The following is a 26,438-nucleotide window of genomic DNA, read 5'->3' on the forward strand; positions in this document are numbered from 1 at the left end:
TAGTACATTCCATGTATCAAAATTTCCATCGCCATTTGGTGTAAAGTGTCTTTGAAAATAGATTAAAGAAACTTCTTGAGAAGATATTTCTCCACATTCATTAATGTCTCTAATATAAACTTTATTTAAACCAGGAGGAACATTTGTAAATGTATAACTTAAATTATCATCTCCTTTTTTAAATTCTGTTATGTTATTAGAGTTTAATGCAAATTCATAATTACCAATACCAGAAACTTTAATAGTTAATTTATTTTCGTCTAAAACATCTTGATTATCAATAAAATCAATAGATTCAATTAAAGCAATATTAGATTCTTTTACAGTAAATGTATTGTATCCCCAATTAATAATGTTATCCGTAGTAATTACTGGGTCGTTTTCATATTCTCTGTAAGCTTCAACTTTGTATGTACCTGTTTTATTTACGTTTATAGAAGCACTTGTTTCTCCAATGATTAATTGGTCATTTAAATACCATTTATAAGTATCAGTATTATTACCAGTATGAGCATCTAAATTTAAAGTTATGAGTTGCGGATTATCAATAGGATTATTTATGCATAAAATTTCTTCATTAGTATTTCCTTTAGGAATAGGAAGATCTAATATGTTTATTTTAAACTGGCCTATACTTTCACAAGAATTAGTATTTACTAATGAAATTCTTACAAAAATATCATCTCCATCATTCAAAAGATAATCTTCAAAAGGTGCTATAATTTCGTTATTTTGCAAACCAGCATCTTCTTTTGTTTTATAATAGCTAAAATTATGAGTAGCTAATGCTAAAGCTCCACCAGAATTAGAAATAATAGCATTAGTTTTAATATCAAAATCATAAAATGAATTTCCAGAACCTAAACTATTTCTACTTTCCAAAATATTTACATTGCTATCTAATTCACTAATATAAATGTCTGGATAAGAAGAAATACCTGAAGGGTTTACTTTTAGCTCAATTTCTTTTGTTTGATAACAATTTGTGTCGTTATTTGTAATTTTTACAATTAATTTATGATTTCCGTTTGTAACAGTAGAGGCTGTTGTATTAATGTAATTTTCTTTATTTACTGGAGAAGAAAAAGTAGTGTCTGAAATTTCGAAAAACTCAATAGTTACGTCATCATTTTCTGTATATAACTCAGCTTCTTTTGTCGTTAAATTGAAATTTGTAGTAAAATCATTTGGATTTGAATCAAAATCACATTGTTCATAAATATCAATTGCATTAATACTTGGTTTAGGTGCAAATTTAACATTTGCTACTGCTTCTAAAGATCTTTCTCTTCCGCACTTATTAATATAAGTAGTCTTTAAAGTGTAAATACCATTTGTGTCTTTAGATGTTGTTCCAACTGTAATTATGCTATTATTTTCATTTGTTAAAAGTATATCATCTTTAAACCATTCATATGTTATAGGTTTGGATGTATCTGCAGTATCATCGAAATCTAAAATATTGTTTATCCCTAAATTTTTAGTTTCACCTATACAAACTAATAAATCTCCAGAAATTTTTATACCTGTATCTATATCTATTAAAGCAGCTTTGAAAAATGATTGTATAAAAGGGGGTAATCCTTCAGAAGAAACTCTAGATCCTAATGATATTCCATTATGAACGTAATTTACACTATTTCCTAGTTCTTCAGGGTTATTAATTACACCTAAAGAATTTTCTCCACTTTTTGCATAGTAAATTCTAGCATCTGGTCCTAATTGTAGTGCACCTCTAAAACCGTTCCAGACATTTATAGTTGTTCTAGAACTATTAATATCTGTAATTATGCTTTTGGTTAAATCGTATTGATAAATAAAAGAATTATTTCTAACAGCATTACTGTTTTGATTATGACCACCAGTTGAAATATACAAACGATTTCCTGTTTGTGAAAACTCTGCTCCATAACTATCAAAATTAATATTTAAAGTTTGTTTATTTGAAGCTTTACCTGTAGCAGTATCGAAATCAAAAAGTAAACAGCTAGAATCTTGACTAGTAACAACTAATTTAGAACCATCAGGAGAAACCTTTAAACTACCTCTATTTTCAATAGAACCTCCATTTACCCCAGTTATAGTAGGTGTGTTTTCAACACCATCTTTCGTTACTTTATAGGCATAAATTCTAGTGTTACTGGCAGAAATTATCCAAAATTCATTACTCCTGCTAGATTGTATTGCTGTTACTCTTTCTGTCCAATTAAATCTTTCAGAATTATTTAAATCAACAGGTCCACTTACAACACTTCCTAAACCTCCATTTTGAGTTTGATCTATTGTGTAATAATAAAAACCAGGATTATTAGAGTTGCCTACCACAAAAAGATAGTATATGTTTTCATTTTCTGGATTGGGAACAAATAAAGCGGATTGTGCACTAGAAGAGTTTCCTAACAATCCAGTTCCACCAGACATAATATTATGATTTTTATCCCAAACAGTTGAACCGTCTGAATAAAACTTAAGTTCTCCAGTTGAACTAGAAATTGTTGAGCAACCTTCAAATGTATTTAGCATTCCATCTGTTAGAGCAACCGGATTACAATCTGTAAAATCTAAACCTGCATTAAAACCAAAATACCAAAAATTAGCTTCTTTTTGTGAAAATGTAGTTAATGTAAAAAATAAAACTAGAAAAGATAAAAACTTCTTCATTTGACGATATTTCATTACTAAAAGTCAAATATATTTAAAATGTACTATAAATCTCTCTTTTTTAACAGTGCATATGAAAGGTAGATAAAAACAAAAGTCCAAACAGAAACAATTAGAATTGATAAGAATTCTACATCATAACTTTTAGTAAAGTTTTCTCCAACTTGATTAGCTACAGATCTTACAGCTCCCAATCTAGAAAATGGTTCTTTTATAAGATTAGCTATAGATTCTAAAGGGAAAAATTGTAGAATACTATCTGTTGTTGGAGATATAGTTGGGTTTTCGTTAAATTTCCAATAACAAATAAGTTTTGTAATTCCTTCAATAAAATACCAAACAACCATTGCACCCACAGCAAAAGCAGAACGTTTTACTAAAATTCCAAAAAATAACCCCATAGAAAAGAAACCTACCAACTTAATAAAGAAAGCCAATAAATACTTTAAATCTGAAACTATAATTGCAAATTCATTATAATCAGAATAAATTAATCCTAAAACTAAAGAAACTACAAAAACAAAAATTGTAGAAGCCAATGCAAAGGCAATAACAGTATAAAATTTAGAAAGAATAAATTCTTTTTTACTTAAACCATCAATTAAATTTTGCTTTAATGTTTTGTAACTATATTCATTAGCCATCATAGAAACAATTACCAGTAGTAAAAAGAACTTTAAAATAGATGCCATGTATGTATTAAAATGCCATATATATGGAAAGTTAAAGATCCCCATTTCTGCTAAATGAAACTTTATAGGACCAATATCAAATTTTATTACAGCAATTAATGAGATTGAAGTAAGTAAACCAAAATAAATAAGAGATAATACTTTACTAGCAGTATTATGTTTTAATTTATGAAATTCTATAGTAAGTAGTCTTAGCATGACTTTATATTTTTATGAGTTGATTAGTTATTGTTAGTTAAATCTAAAAATTGTTGTTCTAAACTTGGCTTACGTTTTACCAAGTGAGATAATACAATGCCATTTTTAAATAAAAAATCATTTAATTCTGTAGCTGAAATAGAATTATTTAAAGTGGCAATAAAGGTTTCGTTATCTTTAGTTACTTTACCAATTGCTGGGTGTTGTTCTAAAATAGATAACAGTTTTTCTTCTTCAGATTCTACTTTCAGTTCGAACAATCCATTAGAGGCTGTCATTTCATCTACTCTTCCACTATAAAGTTTTACTCCTTTTCGTATAACTACAACATGAGAACAAACTTTTTCTACTTCATCTAAAAGGTGAGAAGCTAATAAAATAGTAGTTCCGTTTGAGGCAATTTCATTTATAATTTGACGTATTTCATGAATTCCTTGAGGATCTAAACCATTTGTTGGTTCATCTAAAATTAAAATTTCTGGATCATTTAAAAGAGCAGAAGCAATAGCAAGTCTTTGTTTCATACCTAAAGAGAAGGTTTTAAATTTACTATCTCTTCTTTCAAAAAGATTAACAGTTGTAAGTTTCTCGTTAATTTTTTCTGTTGAAATCCCTTTTATTTTACAAATTAAAGCTAAATTTTGAGTAGCTGTCATGTAAGGATAAAAATTTGGACGTTCTATAATTGCGCCTACTTTTTTTAAGGCTTCATGGGTAGATAGATTACCATCGAACCAAGAAAAATTTCCAGATGTTCTGTTTACAACATTTAAAATAATACCTAGAGTAGTAGATTTTCCACTTCCATTTGGTCCTAAGATTCCGTAAACATTGCCTTTTTTTATATCAAAAGATAAGTTGTTTACTGCATGAACTTGTCCGTATTTTTTATCGAGATTTTTAAGTGATAAGATAGTTTCCAATGAAATTGTTTTAGTCGATTATGATTGTAAGACGACTAATTTACAATTTTGTTACCAGAATAATATTTAAAATATTAAATAGCACAAAATATTAGATGAAAAAAAATTACAATTCTTTTTTAATTTCCTTTTTTCCTGCCTTTCTTTCTGCTTTCCAAAAAAAACGTTTTCCGATTTTACGTAAATGTTTACGCCATTCAGAATCTGAAGTTAAAATGCCTTTTTTTTTAGTACTCATTGTAGTCAAAATCATCGAAATGACCATATTCATCATCAATATCTCCTTCATCACCAAAACCATTATCTAGTTTTTCTGCTATAAATTCTTTTTCAGGAGCTTCACTTGGTATTTCACCCACAGTTAAAATAATTTGAGGTAAACCTTCTTTTTGTTCTGTAGAAATTTCAATCACTTCAACGTAAAAAGTCCACATATTTAAGAAGTCATAAACATAAATTAATTTATTGTTTAATTCTGGTAAGGTTTCATTTATAATACAAGTTTGCATAGAAATACCTTCTCCTGCTTCTGCCATATTAAACAACGGAATTTCTTCACCTTGATTCCATTCTTCATCAGTAAGGTAAAAAGAAGCCATTTCTTGTCCACCAAAACCAAAAGATTTGGCAATTGTTGCGTGTAAATCCTCTAAATTTAAGTTGTCTTCAACTAAAATAGTTCTAATTACATCTTCTTTGGTATCTAAAATTACGCGTATTTTGTACATGAAATGGTTTAATTTTTCTTCGGCAAAAATACAAAATTTTATATGTACTTTTACATTATAATCTGAATGATATGGATAGTAAAGCTATTTTAAAAGCCTTTAACGAGTCTTCTAAAAACACATTAATGGAAACACTTGATATTGAATATGTTGCTCTTGGAGATGATTTTTTAACAGCTAAAATGCCAGTTAACTCTAAGGTACATCAACCTTATGGGCAATTACATGGTGGTGCTACTGCAGCTTTGGCAGAGAGTGTTGGAAGTGCAGCTTCTAATTTTTTTATTAATAATGACAATCAATTTGTAAACGGAATTCAGTTGTCAATTAATCATATTAAAAGCAAGAAAGAGGGTTTTGTTTTTGCTACAGCAAAGAATATTCATAAAGGTAGAACTACACATTTATGGGAAGTTACAATTGTAGATGAAAATGATGATTTAATCTCGGTTGCTAAAATGACAAATATTGTTTTAACTAAAAAATAATTTTATTTTATTTTGAGTATTATTTTTTCTAAAATAGAAGAACATTATAAAAGCAAAATGCCTTTTGTAGGTTATAGAAAACCTAATTCTACTACTATTTCAGGTTTTTTTATGAATAGTGATGAATTGTGTTTTTCAACAGAATTTAAAGAGTCTGGTTTTGTATTTGCACCTTTTAACAGTGAAGAAAAAGCAGTTTTGTTTCCTTTTGATGCTGCAGAAGTAATTGAAGAACATGTGCTATTGGATGAAGATTTTTTATTAAATAATAGGTTGGCAAGTAAAAATGAGAATGATAAATTTGATCATATTCATTTAATTGAAAAATCTCTAGATGAAATTAATAAAAATCAACTAAAAAAAGTAGTTGTTTCTAGAAATGAAAAAGTAGAATTAAAAAAGGTAAACGTATTAATTACATTTAAAAAATTATTAAATACTTATGCAAACGCTTTTGTATATGTTTGGTATCATCCCAAAGTAGGTTTATGGTTTGGTGCAACCCCAGAAACACTTTTAAATATTACCAAAAATAATTTTGAAACAATGTCTTTAGCAGGAACGCAAGTTTATAAAAAAACTGAGCAAGTTATTTGGAAATCTAAAGAATTAGAGGAACAACAATTGGTTACTAATTTTATAGAAAATCAGTTAAAATCGATTTCTATTAATTTAAAAATTGATAAAACAGAAACAGTTAAAGCAGGAAGTTTATTACACCTTAAAACTAAAGTTGAAGGAGTTTTAAAAGAAGAATCTAGTTTAAAAGAGTTGATAAGAAGTTTGCATCCTACACCTGCAGTTTGTGGTTTGCCAAGAGATAAAGCAAGAGATTTTATAAATCTAAATGAAAATTACAAAAGATCTTATTATACAGGTTTTTTAGGTGAATTAAATATTTATGACGAAGAATCTTCTCTTTTTGTAAACTTAAGGTGTATGAATATTGAAGACGGTTTTGCGCTAATTTATATTGGTGGAGGAATTACAAAGGATAGTAATGCAAAAAAAGAGTGGGAGGAAACCGTAGCAAAAAGTAAAACAATGAAAAAGGTGCTCTAATTTTGAGTATAAAAAAAACCATAAGTATTATGCTTATGGTCTTTTTTGAGTAAAATAAATTTGAATTAAAATTATTCTTTATGTAAAACAGTTTGTAACTGTTATATATCGTCAAAAGAAACGTTTGTAAAATTTTCTGCAGATTTATTATTATCTGAAGTAGTTTCTTCTTTCTTAAAATCTTTTTGGTGACGCTCACTAATTACTTCACTTCCTTTTTCGTTTAAAATGTAATCAGTTGCTTTACCTAACATTTCTTGAAAATCTCTAAAATCTTCTTTGTAAAGGTATATTTTGTGTTTTTGATAATGGAAAGATCCATCATCATGTGTAAACTTTTTGCTTTCTGTAACAGTTAAGTAGTAATCATCTGCTTTTGTTGCTCTAACATCAAAAAAGTAAGTTCTTCTTCCTGCTCTTAATACTTGCGAAAAAATTTCTTCCTGTTCAACTCTCTCTGCCATAATTCTTTTAAATAGTAGTTATAAAATGTTTGTTATACTTAACAAATCTAACAAAATATTTTATGTAGCAATGTTAAAGATTAAATTTCTTTTTCTAAAAGTTGCTGTTTGTATAAATCTTTGTAGTAACCTTTTTCTGTTATTAATTGATTATGAGTGCCTTGTTGTGTTATTTCTCCATTATCTAAAACAATAATTTTATCAGCGTTTTTAGCTGATGAAACTCTGTGACTAATGATAAAAGTGGTAATGTTTTTAGAGATTCTCTCTAAATTAGATAATATTTTTTCTTCGGTTTCTGTATCAACAGCAGATAAACAATCATCAAAAATTAAAATTTTAGGTTTTTTAATAATTGCCCTAGCAATAGAAACACGTTGTTTTTGTCCTCCAGAAAGTGTTACACCACGTTCTCCTAAAATTGTATCATACCCTTTTGGAAAATCGATGATGTTTTTATGTACATCTGCATTTTTTGCTGCCGTAATTATTTCTTCTTTTGTAGCGTCTTCTTTACCAAATTTTATATTTTCTTCTATACTTTCAGAAAATAAAAATGGGTCTTGAGGCACAAAACCAATTTGATTTCTAACATCGTTTAAATTGGCTTCTTTAATAGGTAGGTTGTCTAATAGAATTGTACCTATTTTTGCGTCATACAACCTAGAAATTAATTCGATAATGGTGGATTTACCAGAACCTGTTTTGCCTAAAATAGCTAAAGTTTCTCCAGATTTTACTGTAAAATTAATATTTTTTAAAGCAGTAATATTAGTATCATCATAAGTAAAAGTAACATCTTTAAAGGTAATATTTCCTTTTAATTCTGTAGGTTTTTCGTTGTAATTTTGGATTTCTGGTACTTGTTTTAAAAATTCATTTATTCTTAATTGAGAAGCTTCTGCTTGTTGTACCATAGATGTAACCCAACCTACAACTGCAACTGGCCATGTAAGAATATTTACATATAACATAAACTCTATAATGGTTCCTATTTTAATTTCTCCATTAATATACTGTTGTCCTCCAATATAAATTACTAGTAGATTACTAATTCCAATTAATAAAATCATTAACGGAAAAAATAGTGCATTTGCTTTTTGTAAATGAATGTTTTTTTCTTTGCTTTGGTCTGCTATTTTATCAAAATCTTTAATAATAGAAGCTTCTATTCCGTAAGATTTTACAACATTAATTCCAGAAAAAAACTCTTGATTAAACGTTGTGAGTTTAGATAGATATTGCTGCACAATAGAACTTCTTTTATGAATAACTTTACTTAATAAAAAGATAGATATTGATAAAAGAGGAAAAGGAATTAATGTGTACATAGTTAATGTTACATCTATACTTAACATTTGAGTAAAACCAACAGTAAACAAAACAATCATGTTTATACTGTACATAATTGCAGGCCCAACATACATTCTAACTTTAGAAACATCTTCAGAAATTCTATTCATTAAATCTCCTGTTCTATTTTTCTTATAGAAATTAAGAGAGAGCCTTTGGTATTGTTGATAAATTTCATTTTTAAGGTCGAATTCTATCAACCTAGAAGTAACAATAATGGTTTGTCTCATTAAAAATGTAAAAAAACCAGATAAAATTGCAACCCCAATAATAATAAGAATATTTATAAATAATTCATGCTGTACAACTTCTAAATTAGTAATAATTCCATCTTGATAATTTTCTACAATATTTAAAGAATTACTTATAATTGGAGGAATTCTTAAGGCTAGAAACTTTGCTAAAACAGTAATTAATAGACCAAATAGTAATCGCCATTTATATTTAGAAAAGTATTTATTTATATATTTAAGTTCTTTCAAAAGAATATTTTATTTGTCAAAAAAAGAAAGTACGAAGATACAAGATTAACTATATAACTTATTCTTAAAAAAGAATTAAAAAACTTAATGAGATAAAAATAAAATAATACTATTTTTGCAGCGCAAAATTTATAAGTTCTTTAGAAGATGATTAACAGAAGACATATTCGAGTTAAAGTAATGCAATCTGTATACGCTATGTTGCAATCTCATAATGATGATATCATTAAAGAGGAAAAGTTTTTAAAACATAGCATTTTAAAAATGTACGACTTGTATGTTTTAAATTTACAGTTGTTTATAGAAGTACAAAAACTTGCGGCAAAAAAAATAGCACTTTCTAAAAAGAAAATTCTTGCTACCAAAGAAGATTTAAACCCCAACAATAAATTTTTAAACAATAAATTGATAAATACTCTTGCAGAAAGCATTAGTATGGAAGGTTATGTAGAGCTTAATAAGTTAAATTATTGGGAAGAAAATGATGAGTATGTTAAAATTATTTTTGATGAATTGCAAAAAAGCGATCTATACAAGAAATATTTAGATACTGTAGAAGATTCTTTTAAAGTAGATAAAGCTTTTATTATCGATTTTTTTAAAGAAATTATTGCTCCAAATGATAAGTTAGGCGAGTATTTTGAAGATACTACAATTTCTTGGACAGATGATATACCTTTTGTAAATACTTGGGTTGTAAGAACTCTAAGTAAACTTAAAGAAAACAAAACTTTTGTTTTAAGTAGTCTTTATAAAGATGAGGAAGATGAAAAATTTGTTTCCGAGATTTTTAAGAAAACAATTTTAAAACACAAAGAATACGAAGTAGATATTGAAGAGAAAACACCAAATTGGGAAACAGAAAGAATTGCAGACATAGACATGATTTTAATTAAAATGGCTATTTCAGAATTTTTAAATTTTCCATCAATACCAACAAGAGTAACAATTAACGAATATATAGAAATATCTAAAGATTATTCTACAGAAAAAAGTAGTTACTTTATTAATGGAGTTTTAGATAAAATTTCTAAAGAATTCATAAAAAACAAAAGAATTGTAAAAATTGGTAGAGGATTGTTATAAACTGTTGTTTTAGACAATTTATTTATTATTTTTACATTAAAATTATAACATAATGAAAAAAATAACAATTTTATTAGCTTTAGTAATTGCAGCCTCTTTTACAGCATGTAAAAATAACAGTAATGCAACATCAAAAATTAACAAAACAAATCTAGAAAAAGCAGCAACTAGAGATGTAGAAATTAAAAAAGGAACTGCATTAATTTCTTTAGACAAAAAAGTGTACGATTTTGGTACCGTTAACGAAGGAGATATTGTAGAAACGGTATTTAAAGTTACTAACACAGGTAAAACAAATTTAGTAATTACAAATGCTGCAGGTTCTTGTGGTTGTACTGTTCCTGTTTGGCCAAAAGCACCAATTAAACCAGGAGAAACAGGTGATGTTTCTGTAAGATTTAATACAAATGGTAAGCCTAACAGGCAACAAAAAACAGTAACCTTAACTACCAATACAGAATCTGGTAGAGAGGTATTAACATTAAAAGGTTCTGTAATACCAAAAGCAAAAATATAATTATGTATAATGTAATTTTTTTACAAGAAGTAGCTGGTTCTTTTATGAGTATGTTACCTTTTTTAGCAATAATTCTTGTGTTTTATTTTTTTATGATAAGACCACAAATGAATCGTCAAAAAAAGGAAAAAGCTTTTCAAGCAGAAATTAAAAAAGGAGCAAAAGTTGTAACTACTAGTGGGATTCATGGTAAAATTGCAGAAATTAATGCTGCAGATAATACAATTACTATTGAAACAGGCGCAGGGAAAATTAAATTTGAACGAGCTTCTATTTCTATGGAATTGAGTAATAAAAATTTAGCTCCAGCTAAAAAATAAAACTTAGTTTTTAAAAATATTAAGTGAGCTTTGTCTTTTTAGATACAGCTCACTTTTTTGTTTACAAGCTTTTGTGTAGATTGCATAAAAATCAATTATTGTCTTGATAAAGAATCAAAAAATATCGAAAAGTTTTATTGGGTTTTTAGTAGCTTCAATTTTAATTTGGCTATTAATTACATTATCAAAAGAGTATAATACTACATTAACAATGCCAGTAACATATACCAATATACCTCAAGATAAATTATTACAAAAAGAACCCACTAAAGAATTAGATATCGAAGTTAAAACGACAGGTTTTAAAATTCTTAAATCTAGAATAAGTAAAAATGAAATTGCTTTAAATGCAAATAATTTAATAAGAAAAACTTCAAGTAAATATTATTTTTTAACAAGAAATCAGCATAACAATATTCAAAAACAACTTTATTCTGGCGTAGTTTTGCAAAACATAGAATTAGATACTATTTACTTAGAAATAGGAAGTTTAATCTCTAAAAAAGTACCCTTAAAACCAAACTTAGATATAAATTATCATATTGGTTATGATGTTTTAGAAATGGTTATTATAAAGCCAGATAGTATTGTAATTTCAGGACCAGAATCACAAATAAAAAAAATAAAGAAAATTGATTTAGAATTACTGAAATTAGATGATGTAAAGTCTGATTTTAAAGAAGAAGTAAAAATTGTTTTGCCTAAAAACTCTAAGAGTTTAAAAGTAACAACGGACTTTACAGTAATAAGTGGTAAAGTAGAAAAGTTTACAGAAGGTACATTTGATATTCCTTTTAAAGTAATTAATTTACCTGATGATATGGAGTTAACAACACTAAATGAAACTGTAGAAGTTGTTTTTGTAGTTGGTCTTTCTAATTTTAATAAAATTGATAAAAACTTTTTTGAAGTAATTTGTGATTATAATACAACTAAAGAAAATAATTTAAGCTACTTATTACCTAAAGTAGTTGTAAAGTCTAATTTAATTAAAAGCTATAAAGTGGTTCCTAATAAAATAGATTTCTTAATTCAAAAATAAAATGGTTGTAGGTTTAACTGGTGGTATTGGTAGTGGTAAAACTACTGTAGCTAATTTTTTTAGAGAATTTAATAATGTTATTATTTATAATGCAGATTTAGAAGCTAAAAAAATAATGAATTCTTCTTTAATCATTAAATCTAAATTAATTGCTAGTTTTGGAGAAGAATCATACCTAAATAATCAACTAAATAGACCTTTTATTGCAAATATTGTTTTTAATGATAAAAACAAACTAGAATTATTAAACGCTATTGTTCATCCAGAAGTAAAAAATCATTTTCAAGATTTTGTTGATAAAAATAAAACAAAAGACTACATCATTTATGAAAATGCGATTCTTTTTGAAAGTAAAAGCAATCTTAAGTGTGACATTATTATTTCTGTTTTTGCTCCTTTAAAAGTAAGAATAGAAAGAACTATGTTAAGAGATGGAAGTTCTAAAAAAGAGGTTGTAAATCGAATAAAAAGCCAATGGTTAGAAGATAAAAAACTACTTCAATCTAACTATATTATTACTAATTTAAATAGAGAAACCACCAAATCTCAAATTGAAAAAATCCACAATATTTTAACAAATAAAACCTTAAGGATTTAATTTAATTCAATGATTTTGTTAAAATCCTCTTAAATTTATCTTTTTATCGTTAATTTAGGTTAAAAACAATAAAATCAATTTTTGAAAGCCGTAACTTTGATTCATGGGTAAAAAAATGTTTATTCTTATTGTTGTTTTAATGAGTATTTCTTTAATAGGAATTATTACAGTTCAGCTTTATTGGATTAATAATGCCTTAGAAAGTAAGGATGAGCAATTTAAAAATGATGTTCAAAAATCTTTAGGAGGTGTATCTCAAAGAATCAATGAAAAAGAAGAATATTACTTAGAAAAAAAGTATGAAGGAATCATGGAAAATAGAGTTTTGGCAGACGAAGCTCAAATTAGAAATTGGTTATTTCAAGAAATTGATACAGCTACCAAACAAAAATTTTCTTATGGAGGTACAGTTTTAGAAGAAAGTTTTAAAATGCCAAATGATTTTGTAGATAATGATACAATCATAATCAAAAGAATTACAGGTAAAAACGATTTCTTTAGTTCTCGTTTAATAAAAGGAGCAGATAACATGTTTTCTACCACAGAAGAAAAGAGGTTTTCATTTACCAAACGAATGAAAACAGCAGAAAGGTATCAGTTTGATGAGATTTTTAAAAATATAAATAGTATTATACCCATACACAAAAGACTAAGTAATAGAGAGCTTAATGAAACCATAAAAGAAGAACTTAAAAAGAGAAATATAGATTTAGATTTTAAATATGGTGTCTATGGTAAAGACGGATTTGCTACAAAATTAAAATCTGGTTATTACACAATAGATAAAAAAAATAACAGCTATTCTTCTCCTCTTTTTTTTGATGTAAACGGAAATGTAGATTTTAAATTATATGTTACATTTCCAACCAAAAAAGACCATATTCTTGCAGGAATTTCTAATATTTTATGGTTGTCTTTATTTTTTATTCTAATTATTATTATTGCATTTTCAAGTTCTTTATATCAATTAATTAGACAAAAGAAAATATCAGAAATTAAAACTGATTTTATTAATAACATGACGCATGAGTTTAAAACTCCAATAGCAACAATCAATCTAGCTTTAGACTCTATTAAGAACCCAAAGATTATTAATGAAAGTGATAAAGTTTTACGTTATGTACAAATGATTAGAGATGAAAACAAAAGAATGCATACCCAAGTAGAAAATGTATTAAGAATTTCTAGATTAGAAAAAAATCAAATTGAAATAAGTAAGGAAACCATAGATATGCACGACATAATCGACGATGCAATATCTCATACAAGTTTATTAATTCAAAACAAACAAGGAACTCTAAACACACATTTTGAAGCTATAACAACAGAAGTACCTGGAAATCAATTTCATTTAACCAATGTGCTTGTTAACATTTTAGAAAATGCATTAAAATATTCTAAACGAGCTCCAAAAATTGATGTATATACAGAAAGTACAAATAAATATTTCGTTGTAAAAATAAAAGACGAAGGAATAGGAATGAGTAAAGCTGTACAAAAAAATGTTTTTGATAAGTTTTATAGAGAACAAAAAGGAAACATTCATGATGTAAAAGGACATGGTTTAGGTTTAGCTTATGTAAAAGAAATTATAGACAAACATCATGGTTCTGTTATAGTAGAAAGTGAAAAAGGAGTAGGAAGTATATTTACAGTAAAAATACCTTTAATTTAAAAAGTATATAAAATGGGAAGTAAAAAAATTTTATTAGTAGAAGATGATCCAAATTTTGGAACAGTATTAAAAGATTATTTAGCATTAAATGATTATAATGTAACACATGCTAAAGATGGTATAGAAGGATTAATCATGTTTAAAAACAGTGATTATGATTTATGTATTTTAGATGTTATGATGCCTCGTAAAGATGGTTTTTCTTTAGCACAAGACATTAGAACTACTAATAAAGAAGTGCCTATTATTTTCTTAACAGCCAAAACACTTAAAGAAGATGTTTTAAAAGGTTATGCAGTTGGTGCAGACGATTATTTAAACAAACCTTTCGATTCTGAAGTTTTATTACATAAAATTAAAGCAATCTTACAAAGAAAAGACACAGATAAAAGTGCAGAGTCTGAGCAATTCGAATTTACAATTGGTAACTTTTTCTTTAATTCTAAATTAAGACATTTATCAATAGGAGAAGATGGTGAACCAATTAAATTATCTCCAAAAGAAAGTAAATTGTTACGCATGTTAGCAATTCATAAAAACGATTTAATGCCAAGAGAATTAGCGTTAACAAAAATTTGGAGAGATGATAACTATTTTACATCTAGAAGTATGGATGTTTATATCGCAAAACTTCGTAAATATTTAAAATTAGATGAAAATGTAGAGATTTTAAATATTCATGGAGAAGGATTTAGGATGGTAGATAAATCTTAATATATACAACTTCCTTAAAATTTAACTCAACCTGATTCTTTATTGGGTTGAGTTTTTGTATATTTATATTATGGCAGAGTTTATTAAAATATACAATGATAATCCAAACCAAAAAGCAATAGATAAAGTTGTTAAGGTTTTAAAAAGCGGTGGTTTGGTAATTTTTCCTACAGATACCGTATATGGTTTAGGTTGCGACATTACAAATAACAAAGCATTAGAAAAGATTGCAAAAATAAAAGGAGTAAAGTTAGAAAAAGCAAAATTCTCTTTCATTTGTAATAATTTAAGCCATTTATCAGATTATGTAAAGCAAATAGATACTTCTACTTTTAAAATATTAAAAAGAGCTTTACCAGGACCTTATACTTTTATTTTGCCAGGAAGTAAAAACTTGCCAAAAGTTTTTAAAAAGAAAAAAACTGTAGGTATTAGAATACCAGATAATAATATAACAATTTCTTTAATTGAAAGTTTAGGAAACCCTTTGGTTACAACTTCAATTAGAGATGAAGATGAGATTTTAGAATATACTACAGACCCAGAATTAATTTTTGAAAAATGGGGAAAATTAGTAGATATTGTAATTGATGGTGGCTATGGAGATAACCAAGGATCTACAATTATAGATTTTACAGAAGGTTACCCAGAAGTTGTAAGAGAAGGAAAAGGAAGTTTAGATGTTCTTTAAAATTCGTTTATTCATAAACTAACGTGAATTTAATTTCTACTTTAATCGATAAAATTACCTCTAAAGACCTTTGGGATAAAGAGTTTGTTTTACAACGAAATGAATTTTTAAAAGAAAAAGGTACTATAGATACTAACCTATATTTAGTTGTAAATGGCAGTTTAAGAATATTTGTTGTAGATGAATTTGAAGAGCATACAATTAGGTTTGGTTATAAAGATAATTTAATTGCCTCTTTAGATTCCTTTTTAAATGAAGAGCCATCAGACTTCTACATTCAAGCATTAAAAAAGACCACATTAAAATCCATCAGTAAAAAAAAGTATTTATCTTTTATAGAATCATCTCTAGAACACAAAGAAATTTGGCTTTCTATATTAGAAAAATTTGTCTTACAACAAATGGAAAGAGAAAGAGATATTTTAACATCTTCTCCTTTAGAAAGATATAGACGAGTTTTAAAAAGAAGTCCAAAACTTTTTCAAGAAATACCAAGCAAGTATATTGCTTGCTATTTGAGAATGACACCAGAAACTTTATCTAGAATTAAAAAATCTTAATTTCAATCAATTTTTTTTTCAAATTTTATCTTGTAATTTGTAAAAAAAAAAGAATGGTATCTACATCAAAACAATTAATACAAGACTTATTAGATCTTACTCATAAAAATGTAAATGACGTAAATAAATTTAAAAGTGAATCTATAAATTTTTTAAATTGGAAAGAGAATCTTAAAAGTTGGAGCGTTTTAGAATGTATTGAACATTTAAATAGATATGGAGATTTTTATATTCCAGAAATAAAAAATAAAATTAAGAATTCTAAATATAAAAGTTCAGAAAAATTTACAAGTAATTGGTTAGGAAAATATTTTAGTAAATCGGTTTCATACAATGAAAATTTAAATAAAATGAAAACATTTAAATCAATGAACCCTTTAAACTCTAAACTAGATATTAATACATTAGAAAAATTTATAAACCAACAAAACCAAATCATTCAACTATTAGAAGAGGCAAATGATCTTGATTTAGATAAAACTAAAACTGCTATTTCAATTTCTAAATTGATTAAATTAAGGTTAGGAGATTCTTTTAGAGTATTAATTTTTCATAATGAAAGGCATATAAAACAAGCACAAAAATCATTATTAAAATCTATTAATGAGTTGTCCTAAATAACTAATAAAAAATATTTTAAAAAGATAATTACTTTAAATCCTTAAATTTCTTTCTACCTAAAGCAAAATGTTGCCAAACAATACCTGTATGTTGGTAGTAATCTTGTTTTTTTGATAATTTTTTACGTTTCTTCAAAAACTTAAAGAAGTTCTTATAAAAGCTAAAATGTGCTTTAACAATCGCCCAAGTATGAATTGGTCGTAATTCAATCATAAATTTGATTCCAGCAATTCCGTCTAAAACTAAGCGAGAAAAAATCACAAATAAAAACCATTTTTTAGGAACATTTTTCACCACATTTAATAAACTATTTCTAAAATTTAAAAATGTTTTTTGTGGATTAGTTTCTTGTAAAGTTGCACCACCAACATGATAAACTGTCGAAGAACCCACATATTTTATATTATAACCAAGGTTATGTGTTCTCCAACACAAATCAATTTCTTCTTGATGCGCAAAATAATCTTCATCTAAACCACCTAATTCAAAATAAACTTTAGATCTAATAAATAAACACGCTCCTGAAGCCCAAAAAACATCTGATGTATCATTAAACTGATTTTTATCTGTTTCTAAATGGTTAAAAACACGTCCTCTACAATAAGGATAACCAAAAAAATCTACAAAACCACCTGCAGCACCTGCATATTCAAATTTAGTTTTGTCTTTAAAAGACAATAATTTTGGCTGAATTACTGCTGTTTTTTCATCTGTTTTAAAAACATCAATAATTGGTTGTAGCCAATTATCAGTAACTTCAACATCAGAATTTAAAAGACAATAAATATCTGCTTTAATTTCTTTTAAAGCATCATTATAACCTTTAGCATAACCTCCATTTACTTGGTTTTCAACAGTTTTAACTGTTGGGAAATGTTCTTTAACAAAATTGATTGAAGAATCTGTAGAAGCATTGTCTGCTACATAAACATCAGCTTCTTTCGAACTAAAATTTACAACAGATGGTAAGAACTGTTCTAACAGTTTTTGACCATTCCAATTTAATATGACAATTGCTATTTTCAAGAGTGCAAAATTACGCTTTAATAATTACTTTTTGTACAAAGTTGTCTTAATAAAAATATGATTTTTATTATTTGTAATTGGGTATATCTCTTAAAAAAATATAGGTTTCATTTTCAAAATCCATTTTGCAGTAAAAATGTTCTAAACCATTGGTTATTATCAAGTAATTGGCTTTTAATTTTAAATTATAGCGAGCAATTTGATCAAAAGTATCTTGCGTAATTTTTATTTTAGGAGCCTTACATTCTACAATAATATCATGTTTTCCTTCTTTATTAAAAATTAAAATATCTGTCCTTTTTTTACGATTATTAATGGTTAATTGTTTTTCTATAGCAATTAACGAGGTTGGATATTTCTTTTCATCAACTAAAAATTGTACAAAATGTTGACGAACCCATTCTTCTGGTGTTAAAACCAAATATTTTTTTCTCAAATTATCAAAAATAAGCGTCTTATTTTCGCTACTTTTGAGTTTAAATTTATAATTAGGTAGATTGAGTTTTTGCATCAATCAAAAGTAAGGAAATGAACGAAATAAGAAGTATAGTTTCAGATATTAAAAAAGGAAACATTAAACCTATTTACTTTTTAATGGGTGATGAACCTTATTATATTGATAAAATATCTGATTATATTGAAGAAAATGTTTTAGATGAAGCAGAAAAAGGTTTCAATCAACAAGTAATGTATGGTAGAGATGCAAGTATAGAAGATATTGTTTCTTCTGCTAAACGTTATCCAATGATGGCAGAAAGACAAGTTATTATTGTAAAAGAGGCGCAAGATTTAAGTAGAAGCATAGAAAAATTGGTTTCTTATGCAGAAAATCCTCAGCCAACAACTGTTTTAGTTTTAAATTATAAATATAAAAAACTAGATAAGCGTAAAAAATTACACAAAGCTATAAATAAAACGGGTTTAGTTTATGAAAGTAAAAAATTGTATGAAAATCAAGTTTCAGATTGGATTCGTAGAGTTTTAAGTGGAAAAAAATATCAAATTGAGCCAAAAGCATCTCAAATGTTAGTGGAGTTTTTAGGAACTGATTTAAGTAAAATTTCTAATGAATTAGATAAATTGATGCTAATTTTACCTAAAGAAACTATTATTGACGATAATCATATAGAACAAAATATTGGTATTTCTAAGGATTTTAATAATTTTGAATTAAGAAAAGCAGTAGGAGAAAAAAACATTGTAAAGGCAAATAGAATTATTAATTATTTTGCAGAAAACCCAAAGAATAATCCTTTGGTAATGACTATTTCTTTATTAAATGGCTATTTTACACAATTATTAATGTTTCATGGTTTGCAAGATAAATCTAAAAGTTCGGTAGCAAAAGCTATTGGTGTAAATCCTTATTTTGTAGATGAATATTTTTTAGCCGCAAGAAATTATCCTATGCGTAAAGTGGCACAAATAATTGCTACTTTAAGAGATGCAGATGTAAAAAGTAAAGGAGTAGGAGCTAGTCAAACTCAAAGAGATATTTTAAAAGAACTATTATTTAAAATTTTGCATTAAAAAAGTACTTAATTACTTTTTAAAAATAATAAAAGCCAATCACAATTAAGTGATTGGCTTTTTTATGATGTTGTGGTAAAGTGTTTTATTTAATGAAAAGGTTGTTTTAATTAATCAAATAAAACATCTAAAGTTAACACATCTAAAACTCCATCTGCTAAAAGATTATTTTTCTCTTCGAAATCTTTTATGGCGTTTAGAGTTTCAATTTTATAAACTCCATCCAAAACTATTTGAAAACCTTTATTATTTAGTTTCTTTTGTATTTCAAAAATTAAAGCACTTTTTTGTCCATATATCATTTTTTTATTTGCTTTAAACATACTTTTTATCTTGTTTGTAGCAATTGTTTTTTTATAATCTTGTAAATTAGTTCCAGTTTTTTCTAAAAACTGAATTTCTTTATTCGATAAACCATTATCTTTTAAAGTAGCTGAGTTTTCTAATTTGGTTTCATAATATTTAAGTGTTGCTAATTTTTTACTATAATTAGAAACGGCTAATTTAGTTTCATCATCATCATTTTCTGGAGCTCTTACGTCAATACTATTTGCAGACCATTGTGTTTTTACATAGCTATTTATATTTTCGATGGCAGTAAAATAATTTAAAACAAGTTCTTGATTATGGTAATCATAATCTAGTTTTTTATCAGTTTTATAATCTACGTTTGGGGAGTTATATCTTTTGTATTGAGAATATTTTCCATAACCAATTAAAAAAGCAATAATTAGCAGTAATATAATAATTAACTGTTTCATAAAAAAGTAGTTTGGTTTTAAACAAAAGTAGTTAAAAGTTTCTAAAAATTAGAAAAATTGCTTTTAACTCTCTTTTCTATTAGAAGAATCTCTCACTAAAAGTTTAACATCTAATATTTTTTTTGTCAATGTTTGTTTTACAACATCTTTTTTAGCATGATTTAAAAAAGCTAGTGCAGCTTCTCTTCCAATAATACCACTATGTTGTTCTATACTAGTAAGAGAAGGAGTTACCAAAGAACTAAAAGGTTCATTACCAAAACCAACTAAAGCAATTTCATTAGGAATGTTAATGTTTTGTTCTTTTAAAACTTGCAGAGCACCAAGAGCAGCATAATCACCAGCAACATAAACTGCATCAGGTCTATTTTCTAATAAAAGTAATTCTTTCATCTTTTCTCTACCAGAATCTATAGTTAAATTACTTTCTATTAAAAGCTCATCATTTAAAGGTAAATTATTTATTTTTAGTGCATCTATATACCCTTTAATTCTATTATTAAAAATTCTAGTTCGTTTAAAACCACCAATATGAGCAATTCTTTTACAACCCTGATCAACTAAATGTTGTACTATAATATGGCTACTATTATAATCATCAATTCCAATATAATCAACATTTAAATCATTTTCTCCTCGGTCAAATAAAACTAATGGTATTCCTTTAGACTTAATTTTTTCGAAATAACTTAAATCTATGGTTTCATTTGCCATAGAAGCAATAATACCATCTACTTGAGAGTATAATAATGAATCAATACTATTACATTCTTTTTTATAAGACTCATTAGATTGAGTAATAATAATGCTATAACCTTCTTTATTTAAAACTTCTTCTAAATTTTGAATTACAGAAGAGAAAAAGTTACTGTTTGTTCTAGGAACTATTACACCTACTAACTTACTTTTTCCACTTCTAAGAGCACTTGCTAAGTGATTGGGTTGATAATTTAAATTTTTTGCAACCTGTCTAACTGCTATTTTAGTTTTTTCACTAATTCTAGAATCGTTGTGTAGTGCTTTAGATACAGCTGCAGGAGAAATGTTTAAAACATTTGCAATATCTTTTATAGTGGTTTTTTTTTTGATAATATTTTTTTTATATCTTTGCTTAATCGTTAAAGCAAATATAATACGATATTCTATATAATCAAAAAGATAATGTATTTATATCCTTTTGATTATATTTTTGTAAAAAAAGCTTAAACGTTTAAGCAATTAACTAAAAATATTAAATTAGAATTAAAATGGGTAAAGTAGTAACTTTCGGAGAGATCATGTTAAGATTAGCTCCACAAGGATTTTTAAGATTTTCACAAGCAAATAACTTTGATGTTGTTTATGGTGGAGGAGAATCTAACGTAGCAGTTTCATTAGCAAATTACGGAGTAGATGTAGATTTCGTAACACGTTTACCAAAGAATGATATTGGAGAATGTGCAATGATGGAAATGCGTAAAAGAGGTGTAAACGTAGATAAAATCGTTTATGGTGGAGATCGTTTAGGAATTTATTTTTTAGAAACAGGGGCTGTATCTAGAGGATCTAAAGTAGTTTATGATCGTGCTCATTCTTCAATTTCTGAGATTAAATCAGGAATGATTGATTGGGATGTTGTATTTGAAGGATGTGAATTTTTCCACTGGACAGGTATTACACCAGCAATTTCTCAAGGAGCTGCAGATGTATGTTTAGAAGCTGTTAAAGCTGCTAGTGCTAAAGGAATTACTATTTCTACAGACTTAAATTACCGTGCAAAATTATGGCAATTTTGTGATGCTGCACATAGAGAGTCTATTATGACAGAATTAACTTCTTACTGTGATATTGTTTTAGGTAATGAAGAAGATGCAGAAATGCACTTTGGTATCAAACCAGAAGGAATTTCTGTACAAACAGAAGGACATAACGTAAAAGCAGAAGCATTTTTATCAGTTTGTGAGCAAATGATGAAAAAATTTCCAAGAGCTAAGAAAGTAATTACTACTTTAAGAGGTTCAATTTCTGCATCTCACAACACTTGGGCAGGAGTTTTATATGATGGTAAAACATTATTTCAAACACGTCAATACCAAATTACAGATATTGTAGATAGAGTAGGTGGTGGAGATTCATTTATGGGTGGATTAATTTACGGATTATTACAATTCCCAGAAGATGACCAAAATGCATTAGACTTTGCTGTTGCAGCGTCTTGTTTAAAACACACTATTAAAGGTGATGCTAACTTAGCAACTGTTGCTGAAGTAGAAAAGTTAATGGGTGGTGATGCATCTGGTAGAGTTGCAAGATAAAAAAGCAAATAATTAAATTTATATATAACCTACAAGAATTAGAGTTGATAATTTATTTACTCTAAATCTTGTAGGTTTCATAGAATAAATGAACTTAAAAATAATTTTTTTAAATAATTAATCTAATTAATGAAAAAATCTATAGCAATAATGTGTGGTGGTGGGCCAGCTCCAGGTATCAATACAGTAATTAGTACTTTAGCTAAAACTTTTTTAAAAGATGATTATAATGTTATAGGAGTTCATCATGGTTATAAAGGCTTATTGTCTGAAGATCCTTCAATTGTTTTTTTTGATTTTCATAGAGCTGATAGAATATTTAGTCTTGGAGGTTCTACTTTAATAATGAGTAGATTTAAACCAAAAGATAGCGATTTTAAAGCAGATTTTTTTAAGAAACATAATGTAAAACTATTAGTAACTATTGGTGGTGATGATACAGCATCAACAGCCAATAGATTAACCAAGTATGTAAACAGTCAGGATTTAGATGTAGCTCATGTACACGTTCCTAAAACCATAGATAACGATTTACCATTACCAGATAGAAATCCCACTTTTGGATTTCATACAGCTAAAGATGAAGGTGTTCGTATTGGTAATACTATTTATGAAGATGCAAGAACTAGTGAAAACTGGTTTGTAGTTGCGGCAATGGGGCGTTCTGCAGGTCATTTAGCTTTTGGTATTGCATCTGCATGTCATTATCAAATGATGATAATTCCTGAAATGTTTAATAAAACCAAAATTACATTCGAAAAAATCATAAATATGATTATTTCTTCGATCGTAAAATGTAAAGTTCAAGGTATTGAATATGGTGTTGCTTTAGTTAGTGAAGGTGTTTTTCATTTTATGGAAGAAGATGAAATTATAAATTCAGGGATTAACTTTACTTACGACGATCATGGTCATCCAGAATTAGGAAATGTAAGTAAATCACATATATTTAACTATTTATTACAGACTAAGTTAAAAGAACTAGGTTTAGAAATAAAATCAAGACCAGTAGAACTAGGTTATGAACTTAGATGTTCTAAACCAATTGCATTTGATTTAACTTTATGTACTTTATTAGGTATAGGAGTTAAAAAATTGTATGATGAAGGAGCTTCTGGATGCATCGTAAGCGCAAATTCTAAAGGAGATATTATGCCACTATATCTAAAGGATTTTGAAGACAATGAAGGTAAAATTCCACCTAGATTAGTTGATATAAATTCAGATATGGCACAACTGTTTATTAAAAATCTTTTTTACATTAAAGAAAAAGATTATGACCAAGCAAGAAAATATTTACCAAACCCAGAAGCTTACGATTTCAAAAAAATATTAAATTGGAATTAATTAAAAAAACAAAATAAAATGGCACAATTTTCAAGATTAGAAGTAGCACAAGTAATGAAAGAAACAGGAATGATTCCATTGTTTTTTCATAACGATATTGAATTAAGTAAAAAAGTATTAAAAGCATGTTATGATGGTGGAGCTCGTTTAATGGAGTTTACAGCACGTGGAGATTTTGCTCACGAAGTTTTTGGAGAGTTAACTAAATATGCTATTGCAGAATTACCAGGAATGATAATGGGTGTAGGTTCTGTTACAGATGCAGGAGCAGCTTCATTATATATGGCTTTAGGAGCAAACTTTATAGTAACTCCAGTATTAAGAGAAGACATTGCAATTGCTTGTAATCGTAAAAAAGTATTATGGTCTCCTGGATGTGGTACTTTAACAGAGATTACAAGAGCAGAAGAATTAGGATGTGAAATTGTGAAATTATTTCCTGGTGATATTTATGGTCCTCAATTTGTAAAAGGTGTTAAAGGTCCTCAACCTTGGACAAGTGTTATGCCTACAGGTGGAGTTGCTCCAACTGAAGAAAACTTAAAAGGATGGTTTGATGCAGGTGTAACTTGTGTTGGAATGGGATCTAAATTAATTTCTAAAGAAATTATTGCTAACAAAGATTATGCAAAATTAGAGCAAGATGTAAAAGCTGCTTTAGCAATTGTAAATGCTGTTAGAAAATAAATAAAAAATAATTTTTTAAAAAAACTCTAACTTTTAAAGTTAGAGTTTTTTTTTGACAGCTATATTAAGTTCTTTTTAATTCAAAATTGTTTTCGTATAGAAAATACGAAAACAATTTTCTATACCTAAAAAAAGAGGGTTTCCATTTTCTTCAGACCAAAAACCCTCAAATATATTTTTGTTAAGACATTTGTATATAACAGTGCCTTTGTAGGTTTTGTTTTCAAAATCCTTGTAATTAAAATTGATTACAAGAATATTATCATTAAAAAAACCTACACCAAATTGTTCTTGAGAATTATTAATTAACCAATTGGCAATAATTTGATTGTATTTGTTTAATGATAATTTGAGTATTCCTTTATAAGTATTTTTAGTATCATCTTGATTACTACCAATTATAGAATATGTACCAACTAAATCTTTAATACTCATAGTATCTTTTAAAAATGAATTTTAAAAGTACTAAAAACGTTTTCCAATTCCAACACCTATAGACCAAGTTCCAAAATTATGCGAACGATGATCATAAAAAATTGTGGGAGCAACATCCCAATGATTACCAAACTCAACTTCATATTCTAACCCAGCTCTCACAATAAAAAGATTTTCATTTTTTTCAAATTCAACACCAGTTCCTAAAACAATAATCCAGTTTTTATCTAATTTGTAAAGAGCATCTAAAGTTAAAACTATAGGAAATTCTTTTTCAATAAATAGTTGATGATCTTTTTCAATTTCAAACGTTTCTAATTCTAAATCGTTATGGAAACCAAAACCCCATTTTTCATTTACCCAATATTCTAAATCTAGACCTATAGAAGGCACAATAACTGTTTTGTCGCCATCATTAGTAGCCATAGGAATGTAAGTATGACTGATTACAGGGCTAATCCTAAAATGTTTAAAATGATTGTGTTCGTGTTCTTGTGAAGAAGCAATATAACTACATAGAATAAGTGAAGCTAAAAGGATTATTTTTTTCAAAACTACTTAATTTGTTATTAATAAGTAGCAAATTTATGTTGACTTTTATTTAAGAAATATGACAAATGTTATTCTTTATTAAAAAGAAAATTTATCATTTGTTTTTAGTTTAAAACTTAAATATTTAAGTGAAAAATATAATTATTTTATTTTAAATTCCATTTTTATAAACCCAATGGTTATTCTCTTTTTCAAAAAAAGAATTTTCTTGGATAATATTTAAAGCCCCGTTTTCATAAAAATAAGCTTTAAATTCAACGTAATTTTCTGATGATTCTAAAACTTCTAATTTTACCCATTCTACCGATTTTGTCCAAGTAAGAATTTCTTTTATTTCAATGTTAGAAGGTCTTGTTGAACTATGATGACTTTTTTGTAGATATTCAATATTAGCCATTACAAAAGCACTATATCTTGAGCGCATTAAAATTTCAGCAGTAGCAACAGAATGTATATTTTGATGTGCTTTTTTACAGCAATCATTATATAATTTTAATGTATTACAGGGACATTTCATTTTATTTACAGATTAAAAATTGAGTGCTTTTCTATATCGTAAGGTTATATATTTTGTACTATGTTTTCTTTTTACTAATTATAAATATATTAATTTATAAATTTTTAATGTAAATTTAAAACATATATATTCGCATCGTGAATTTTTTAAAAAGAACATTAAGTTTATTGCTGTCTGTGGTCATTTTAATGACTCATCTTATTGCACTTGATCATTCATTTGAACATCATTCAGAACACAAGCAACATTCTTTATTTTCTTTAAATAAAGAAAAAGTAGTTGATATAAATAATAATTGCTCTTTATGTGATATATATTTAGATATTCAACTTTCTAAAGACTCAATCTTTACTTATACTTTATTCACTCCTAAGTTAATCTTAAATACTATTTTAAGAAAAGATAATAGCTTTA

At 26.8% G+C, this 26,438-nt stretch carries 31 protein-coding genes; 17 read left to right on the forward strand and 14 right to left on the reverse strand.

From position 1 onward, the window contains the following. The 5 genes from ABJG40_RS03600 to ABJG40_RS03620 form a co-directional block, all read right to left on the reverse strand. A partial coding sequence (locus ABJG40_RS03600; RefSeq protein ID WP_348023216.1) for a hypothetical protein occupies window positions 1-2,661 on the reverse strand: 2,661 nt, incomplete at its 3' end. 44 nt (window positions 2,662-2,705) lie between these two features. Then, window positions 2,706-3,551, reverse strand: coding sequence for an ABC transporter permease subunit (locus ABJG40_RS03605; RefSeq protein WP_348023217.1), 846 nt, complete (start codon window positions 3,549-3,551; stop codon window positions 2,706-2,708). A gap of 23 nt (window positions 3,552-3,574) precedes the next feature. Then, window positions 3,575-4,474, reverse strand: a complete 900-nt coding sequence (locus ABJG40_RS03610; protein ID WP_348023218.1) for an ATP-binding cassette domain-containing protein — start codon at window positions 4,472-4,474, stop codon at window positions 3,575-3,577. Window positions 4,475-4,580: 106 nt separating this feature from the next. Then, window positions 4,581-4,712, reverse strand: coding sequence for a hypothetical protein (locus ABJG40_RS03615; RefSeq protein WP_348023219.1), 132 nt, complete (start codon window positions 4,710-4,712; stop codon window positions 4,581-4,583). Next, a complete protein-coding gene (locus ABJG40_RS03620) occupies window positions 4,702-5,202 on the reverse strand; it encodes a hypothetical protein (RefSeq protein WP_348023220.1) in 501 nt (166 codons plus the stop codon). Before ABJG40_RS03620 ends, ABJG40_RS03615 begins: the two co-directional genes overlap by 11 nt. A 71-nt stretch (window positions 5,203-5,273) precedes the next feature. Between ABJG40_RS03620 and ABJG40_RS03625 the strand changes: the two genes are divergently transcribed. Together ABJG40_RS03625 and ABJG40_RS03630 are read left to right on the forward strand one after the other, a co-directional pair. Continuing rightward, window positions 5,274-5,690 (forward strand): hotdog fold thioesterase, encoded by a 417-nt coding sequence (locus tag ABJG40_RS03625; RefSeq protein ID WP_348023221.1) that lies wholly within the window; start codon window positions 5,274-5,276, stop codon window positions 5,688-5,690. Between the two features lie 12 nt (window positions 5,691-5,702). Further along, on the forward strand, window positions 5,703-6,752 hold the full coding sequence (locus ABJG40_RS03630) for a chorismate-binding protein (RefSeq protein ID WP_348023222.1): 1,050 nt from the start codon (window positions 5,703-5,705) through the stop codon (window positions 6,750-6,752). 101 nt (window positions 6,753-6,853) lie between these two features. On the opposite strand, the gene ABJG40_RS03635 is transcribed toward ABJG40_RS03630, so the two are convergent. After that, window positions 6,854-7,216, reverse strand: coding sequence for a PUR family DNA/RNA-binding protein (locus ABJG40_RS03635; protein WP_348023223.1), 363 nt, complete (start codon window positions 7,214-7,216; stop codon window positions 6,854-6,856). An 80-nt stretch (window positions 7,217-7,296) separates the two neighbouring features. Then, window positions 7,297-9,051: an ABC transporter ATP-binding protein gene (locus ABJG40_RS03640; RefSeq protein WP_348023224.1), complete on the reverse strand. Its 1,755-nt coding sequence runs from the start codon at window positions 9,049-9,051 to the stop codon at window positions 7,297-7,299. A 147-nt stretch (window positions 9,052-9,198) separates the two neighbouring features. On the opposite strand from ABJG40_RS03640, the gene nusB reads away from it, so the two are divergent. From nusB to ABJG40_RS03690, 10 genes are all read left to right on the forward strand, one after another. Then, a complete protein-coding gene (gene nusB / locus ABJG40_RS03645) occupies window positions 9,199-10,137 on the forward strand; it encodes a transcription antitermination factor NusB (protein ID WP_348023225.1) in 939 nt (312 codons plus the stop codon). Window positions 10,138-10,189: 52 nt separating this feature from the next. Then, entirely contained in the window at window positions 10,190-10,654 is a 465-nt protein-coding gene (locus ABJG40_RS03650) for a DUF1573 domain-containing protein (RefSeq protein ID WP_348023226.1), read from the forward strand. 2 nt (window positions 10,655-10,656) lie between these two features. Next, window positions 10,657-10,974 carry a preprotein translocase subunit YajC gene (gene yajC, locus ABJG40_RS03655; protein WP_348023227.1) on the forward strand — a complete coding sequence of 106 codons (318 nt, stop codon included), beginning with the start codon at window positions 10,657-10,659 and terminating at the stop codon, window positions 10,972-10,974. Between the two features lie 103 nt (window positions 10,975-11,077). Further along, window positions 11,078-12,016: a YbbR-like domain-containing protein gene (locus tag ABJG40_RS03660; RefSeq protein ID WP_348023228.1), complete on the forward strand. Its 939-nt coding sequence runs from the start codon at window positions 11,078-11,080 to the stop codon at window positions 12,014-12,016. A gap of 1 nt (window position 12,017) precedes the next feature. After that, a complete protein-coding gene (gene coaE, locus ABJG40_RS03665) occupies window positions 12,018-12,614 on the forward strand; it encodes a dephospho-CoA kinase (RefSeq protein WP_348023229.1) in 597 nt (198 codons plus the stop codon). Window positions 12,615-12,729: 115 nt separating this feature from the next. After that, window positions 12,730-14,289 (forward strand): HAMP domain-containing sensor histidine kinase, encoded by a 1,560-nt coding sequence (locus ABJG40_RS03670; protein WP_348023230.1) that lies wholly within the window; start codon window positions 12,730-12,732, stop codon window positions 14,287-14,289. A gap of 12 nt (window positions 14,290-14,301) precedes the next feature. Next, complete coding sequence (locus tag ABJG40_RS03675) at window positions 14,302-15,003, forward strand: response regulator transcription factor (RefSeq protein WP_348023231.1); 702 nt, start codon at window positions 14,302-14,304, stop codon at window positions 15,001-15,003. A gap of 70 nt (window positions 15,004-15,073) precedes the next feature. Next, window positions 15,074-15,694, forward strand: a complete 621-nt coding sequence (locus tag ABJG40_RS03680) for an L-threonylcarbamoyladenylate synthase (RefSeq protein WP_348023232.1) — start codon at window positions 15,074-15,076, stop codon at window positions 15,692-15,694. Window positions 15,695-15,717: 23 nt separating this feature from the next. Continuing rightward, window positions 15,718-16,254: a cyclic nucleotide-binding domain-containing protein gene (locus tag ABJG40_RS03685; protein ID WP_348023233.1), complete on the forward strand. Its 537-nt coding sequence runs from the start codon at window positions 15,718-15,720 to the stop codon at window positions 16,252-16,254. A gap of 53 nt (window positions 16,255-16,307) precedes the next feature. Further along, window positions 16,308-16,871 carry a DinB family protein gene (locus tag ABJG40_RS03690; RefSeq protein WP_348023234.1) on the forward strand — a complete coding sequence of 188 codons (564 nt, stop codon included), beginning with the start codon at window positions 16,308-16,310 and terminating at the stop codon, window positions 16,869-16,871. A 31-nt stretch (window positions 16,872-16,902) separates the two neighbouring features. Here ABJG40_RS03690 and ABJG40_RS03695 read toward each other — a convergent pair whose 3' ends face one another. Together ABJG40_RS03695 and ABJG40_RS03700 are read right to left on the reverse strand one after the other, a co-directional pair. Next, on the reverse strand, window positions 16,903-17,901 hold the full coding sequence (locus ABJG40_RS03695) for a glycosyltransferase family 2 protein (protein WP_348023235.1): 999 nt from the start codon (window positions 17,899-17,901) through the stop codon (window positions 16,903-16,905). A gap of 67 nt (window positions 17,902-17,968) precedes the next feature. Next, on the reverse strand, window positions 17,969-18,412 hold the full coding sequence (locus tag ABJG40_RS03700; RefSeq protein ID WP_348023236.1) for a type I restriction enzyme HsdR N-terminal domain-containing protein: 444 nt from the start codon (window positions 18,410-18,412) through the stop codon (window positions 17,969-17,971). 17 nt (window positions 18,413-18,429) lie between these two features. Between ABJG40_RS03700 and holA the strand changes: the two genes are divergently transcribed. After that, window positions 18,430-19,431 (forward strand): DNA polymerase III subunit delta, encoded by a 1,002-nt coding sequence (holA, locus tag ABJG40_RS03705; RefSeq protein ID WP_348023237.1) that lies wholly within the window; start codon window positions 18,430-18,432, stop codon window positions 19,429-19,431. 110 nt (window positions 19,432-19,541) lie between these two features. On the opposite strand, the gene ABJG40_RS03710 is transcribed toward holA, so the two are convergent. Together ABJG40_RS03710 and ABJG40_RS03715 are read right to left on the reverse strand one after the other, a co-directional pair. Continuing rightward, complete coding sequence (locus ABJG40_RS03710; RefSeq protein WP_348023238.1) at window positions 19,542-20,192, reverse strand: peptidoglycan-binding domain-containing protein; 651 nt, start codon at window positions 20,190-20,192, stop codon at window positions 19,542-19,544. A 63-nt stretch (window positions 20,193-20,255) separates the two neighbouring features. Beyond that, window positions 20,256-21,359, reverse strand: a complete 1,104-nt coding sequence (locus tag ABJG40_RS03715) for a LacI family DNA-binding transcriptional regulator (RefSeq protein WP_348023246.1) — start codon at window positions 21,357-21,359, stop codon at window positions 20,256-20,258. An 80-nt stretch (window positions 21,360-21,439) separates the two neighbouring features. Between ABJG40_RS03715 and ABJG40_RS03720 the strand changes: the two genes are divergently transcribed. The 3 genes from ABJG40_RS03720 (at window position 21,440) to ABJG40_RS03730 (ending at window position 24,520) form a co-directional block, all read left to right on the forward strand. Further along, window positions 21,440-22,486, forward strand: a complete 1,047-nt coding sequence (locus tag ABJG40_RS03720) for a sugar kinase (RefSeq protein ID WP_348023239.1) — start codon at window positions 21,440-21,442, stop codon at window positions 22,484-22,486. Between the two features lie 129 nt (window positions 22,487-22,615). Next, entirely contained in the window at window positions 22,616-23,833 is a 1,218-nt protein-coding gene (locus tag ABJG40_RS03725) for a 6-phosphofructokinase (RefSeq protein WP_348023240.1), read from the forward strand. 18 nt (window positions 23,834-23,851) lie between these two features. After that, window positions 23,852-24,520 (forward strand): bifunctional 4-hydroxy-2-oxoglutarate aldolase/2-dehydro-3-deoxy-phosphogluconate aldolase, encoded by a 669-nt coding sequence (locus ABJG40_RS03730; RefSeq protein ID WP_348023241.1) that lies wholly within the window; start codon window positions 23,852-23,854, stop codon window positions 24,518-24,520. 75 nt (window positions 24,521-24,595) lie between these two features. Here the strand turns inward: ABJG40_RS03730 and ABJG40_RS03735 are convergent, their stop codons facing one another. The 3 genes from ABJG40_RS03735 to ABJG40_RS03745 all read right to left on the reverse strand — a co-directional run bounded on the left by ABJG40_RS03735 (window position 24,596) and on the right by ABJG40_RS03745 (window position 26,024). After that, window positions 24,596-24,955: a hypothetical protein gene (locus tag ABJG40_RS03735; RefSeq protein WP_348023242.1), complete on the reverse strand. Its 360-nt coding sequence runs from the start codon at window positions 24,953-24,955 to the stop codon at window positions 24,596-24,598. 30 nt (window positions 24,956-24,985) lie between these two features. Beyond that, window positions 24,986-25,507 (reverse strand): hypothetical protein, encoded by a 522-nt coding sequence (locus tag ABJG40_RS03740; RefSeq protein ID WP_348023243.1) that lies wholly within the window; start codon window positions 25,505-25,507, stop codon window positions 24,986-24,988. 151 nt (window positions 25,508-25,658) lie between these two features. Then, window positions 25,659-26,024 carry a YchJ family metal-binding protein gene (locus ABJG40_RS03745; RefSeq protein ID WP_348023244.1) on the reverse strand — a complete coding sequence of 122 codons (366 nt, stop codon included), beginning with the start codon at window positions 26,022-26,024 and terminating at the stop codon, window positions 25,659-25,661. A gap of 188 nt (window positions 26,025-26,212) precedes the next feature. On the opposite strand from ABJG40_RS03745, the gene ABJG40_RS03750 reads away from it, so the two are divergent. After that, window positions 26,213-26,438: hypothetical protein (locus tag ABJG40_RS03750; RefSeq protein WP_348023245.1), on the forward strand; the 226-nt coding region annotated here is incomplete at its 3' end.

Origin of the sequence: Polaribacter sp., assembly GCF_039939415.1 — a bacterium.
Taxonomy (GTDB): domain Bacteria; phylum Bacteroidota; class Bacteroidia; order Flavobacteriales; family Flavobacteriaceae; genus Polaribacter.

What these genes read in the sequence shown, in the direction of transcription:
- ABJG40_RS03615 (WP_348023219.1), bottom strand. Translation starts at nt 4,712, where the DNA reads ATGAGTACTAAAAAAAAAGGCATTTTAACTTCAGATTCTGAATGGCGT.
- ABJG40_RS03735 (WP_348023242.1), bottom strand. Translation starts at nt 24,955, where the DNA reads ATGAGTATTAAAGATTTAGTTGGTACATATTCTATAATTGGTAGTAAT.
- ABJG40_RS03650 (WP_348023226.1), top strand. Translation starts at nt 10,190, where the DNA reads ATGAAAAAAATAACAATTTTATTAGCTTTAGTAATTGCAGCCTCTTTT.
- ABJG40_RS03730 (WP_348023241.1), top strand. Translation starts at nt 23,852, where the DNA reads ATGGCACAATTTTCAAGATTAGAAGTAGCACAAGTAATGAAAGAAACA.
- ABJG40_RS03690 (WP_348023234.1), top strand. Translation starts at nt 16,308, where the DNA reads ATGGTATCTACATCAAAACAATTAATACAAGACTTATTAGATCTTACT.
- ABJG40_RS03745 (WP_348023244.1), bottom strand. Translation starts at nt 26,024, where the DNA reads ATGAAATGTCCCTGTAATACATTAAAATTATATAATGATTGCTGTAAA.
- ABJG40_RS03670 (WP_348023230.1), top strand. Translation starts at nt 12,730, where the DNA reads ATGTTTATTCTTATTGTTGTTTTAATGAGTATTTCTTTAATAGGAATT.
- ABJG40_RS03680 (WP_348023232.1), top strand. Translation starts at nt 15,074, where the DNA reads ATGGCAGAGTTTATTAAAATATACAATGATAATCCAAACCAAAAAGCA.
- ABJG40_RS03700 (WP_348023236.1), bottom strand. Translation starts at nt 18,412, where the DNA reads ATGCAAAAACTCAATCTACCTAATTATAAATTTAAACTCAAAAGTAGC.
- holA (WP_348023237.1), top strand. Translation starts at nt 18,430, where the DNA reads ATGAACGAAATAAGAAGTATAGTTTCAGATATTAAAAAAGGAAACATT.
- ABJG40_RS03675 (WP_348023231.1), top strand. Translation starts at nt 14,302, where the DNA reads ATGGGAAGTAAAAAAATTTTATTAGTAGAAGATGATCCAAATTTTGGA.
- yajC (WP_348023227.1), top strand. Translation starts at nt 10,657, where the DNA reads ATGTATAATGTAATTTTTTTACAAGAAGTAGCTGGTTCTTTTATGAGT.
- ABJG40_RS03710 (WP_348023238.1), bottom strand. Translation starts at nt 20,192, where the DNA reads ATGAAACAGTTAATTATTATATTACTGCTAATTATTGCTTTTTTAATT.
- ABJG40_RS03720 (WP_348023239.1), top strand. Translation starts at nt 21,440, where the DNA reads ATGGGTAAAGTAGTAACTTTCGGAGAGATCATGTTAAGATTAGCTCCA.
- nusB (WP_348023225.1), top strand. Translation starts at nt 9,199, where the DNA reads ATGATTAACAGAAGACATATTCGAGTTAAAGTAATGCAATCTGTATAC.
- ABJG40_RS03625 (WP_348023221.1), top strand. Translation starts at nt 5,274, where the DNA reads ATGGATAGTAAAGCTATTTTAAAAGCCTTTAACGAGTCTTCTAAAAAC.
- coaE (WP_348023229.1), top strand. Translation starts at nt 12,018, where the DNA reads ATGGTTGTAGGTTTAACTGGTGGTATTGGTAGTGGTAAAACTACTGTA.
- ABJG40_RS03620 (WP_348023220.1), bottom strand. Translation starts at nt 5,202, where the DNA reads ATGTACAAAATACGCGTAATTTTAGATACCAAAGAAGATGTAATTAGA.
- ABJG40_RS03605 (WP_348023217.1), bottom strand. Translation starts at nt 3,551, where the DNA reads ATGCTAAGACTACTTACTATAGAATTTCATAAATTAAAACATAATACT.
- ABJG40_RS03635 (WP_348023223.1), bottom strand. Translation starts at nt 7,216, where the DNA reads ATGGCAGAGAGAGTTGAACAGGAAGAAATTTTTTCGCAAGTATTAAGA.
- ABJG40_RS03725 (WP_348023240.1), top strand. Translation starts at nt 22,616, where the DNA reads ATGAAAAAATCTATAGCAATAATGTGTGGTGGTGGGCCAGCTCCAGGT.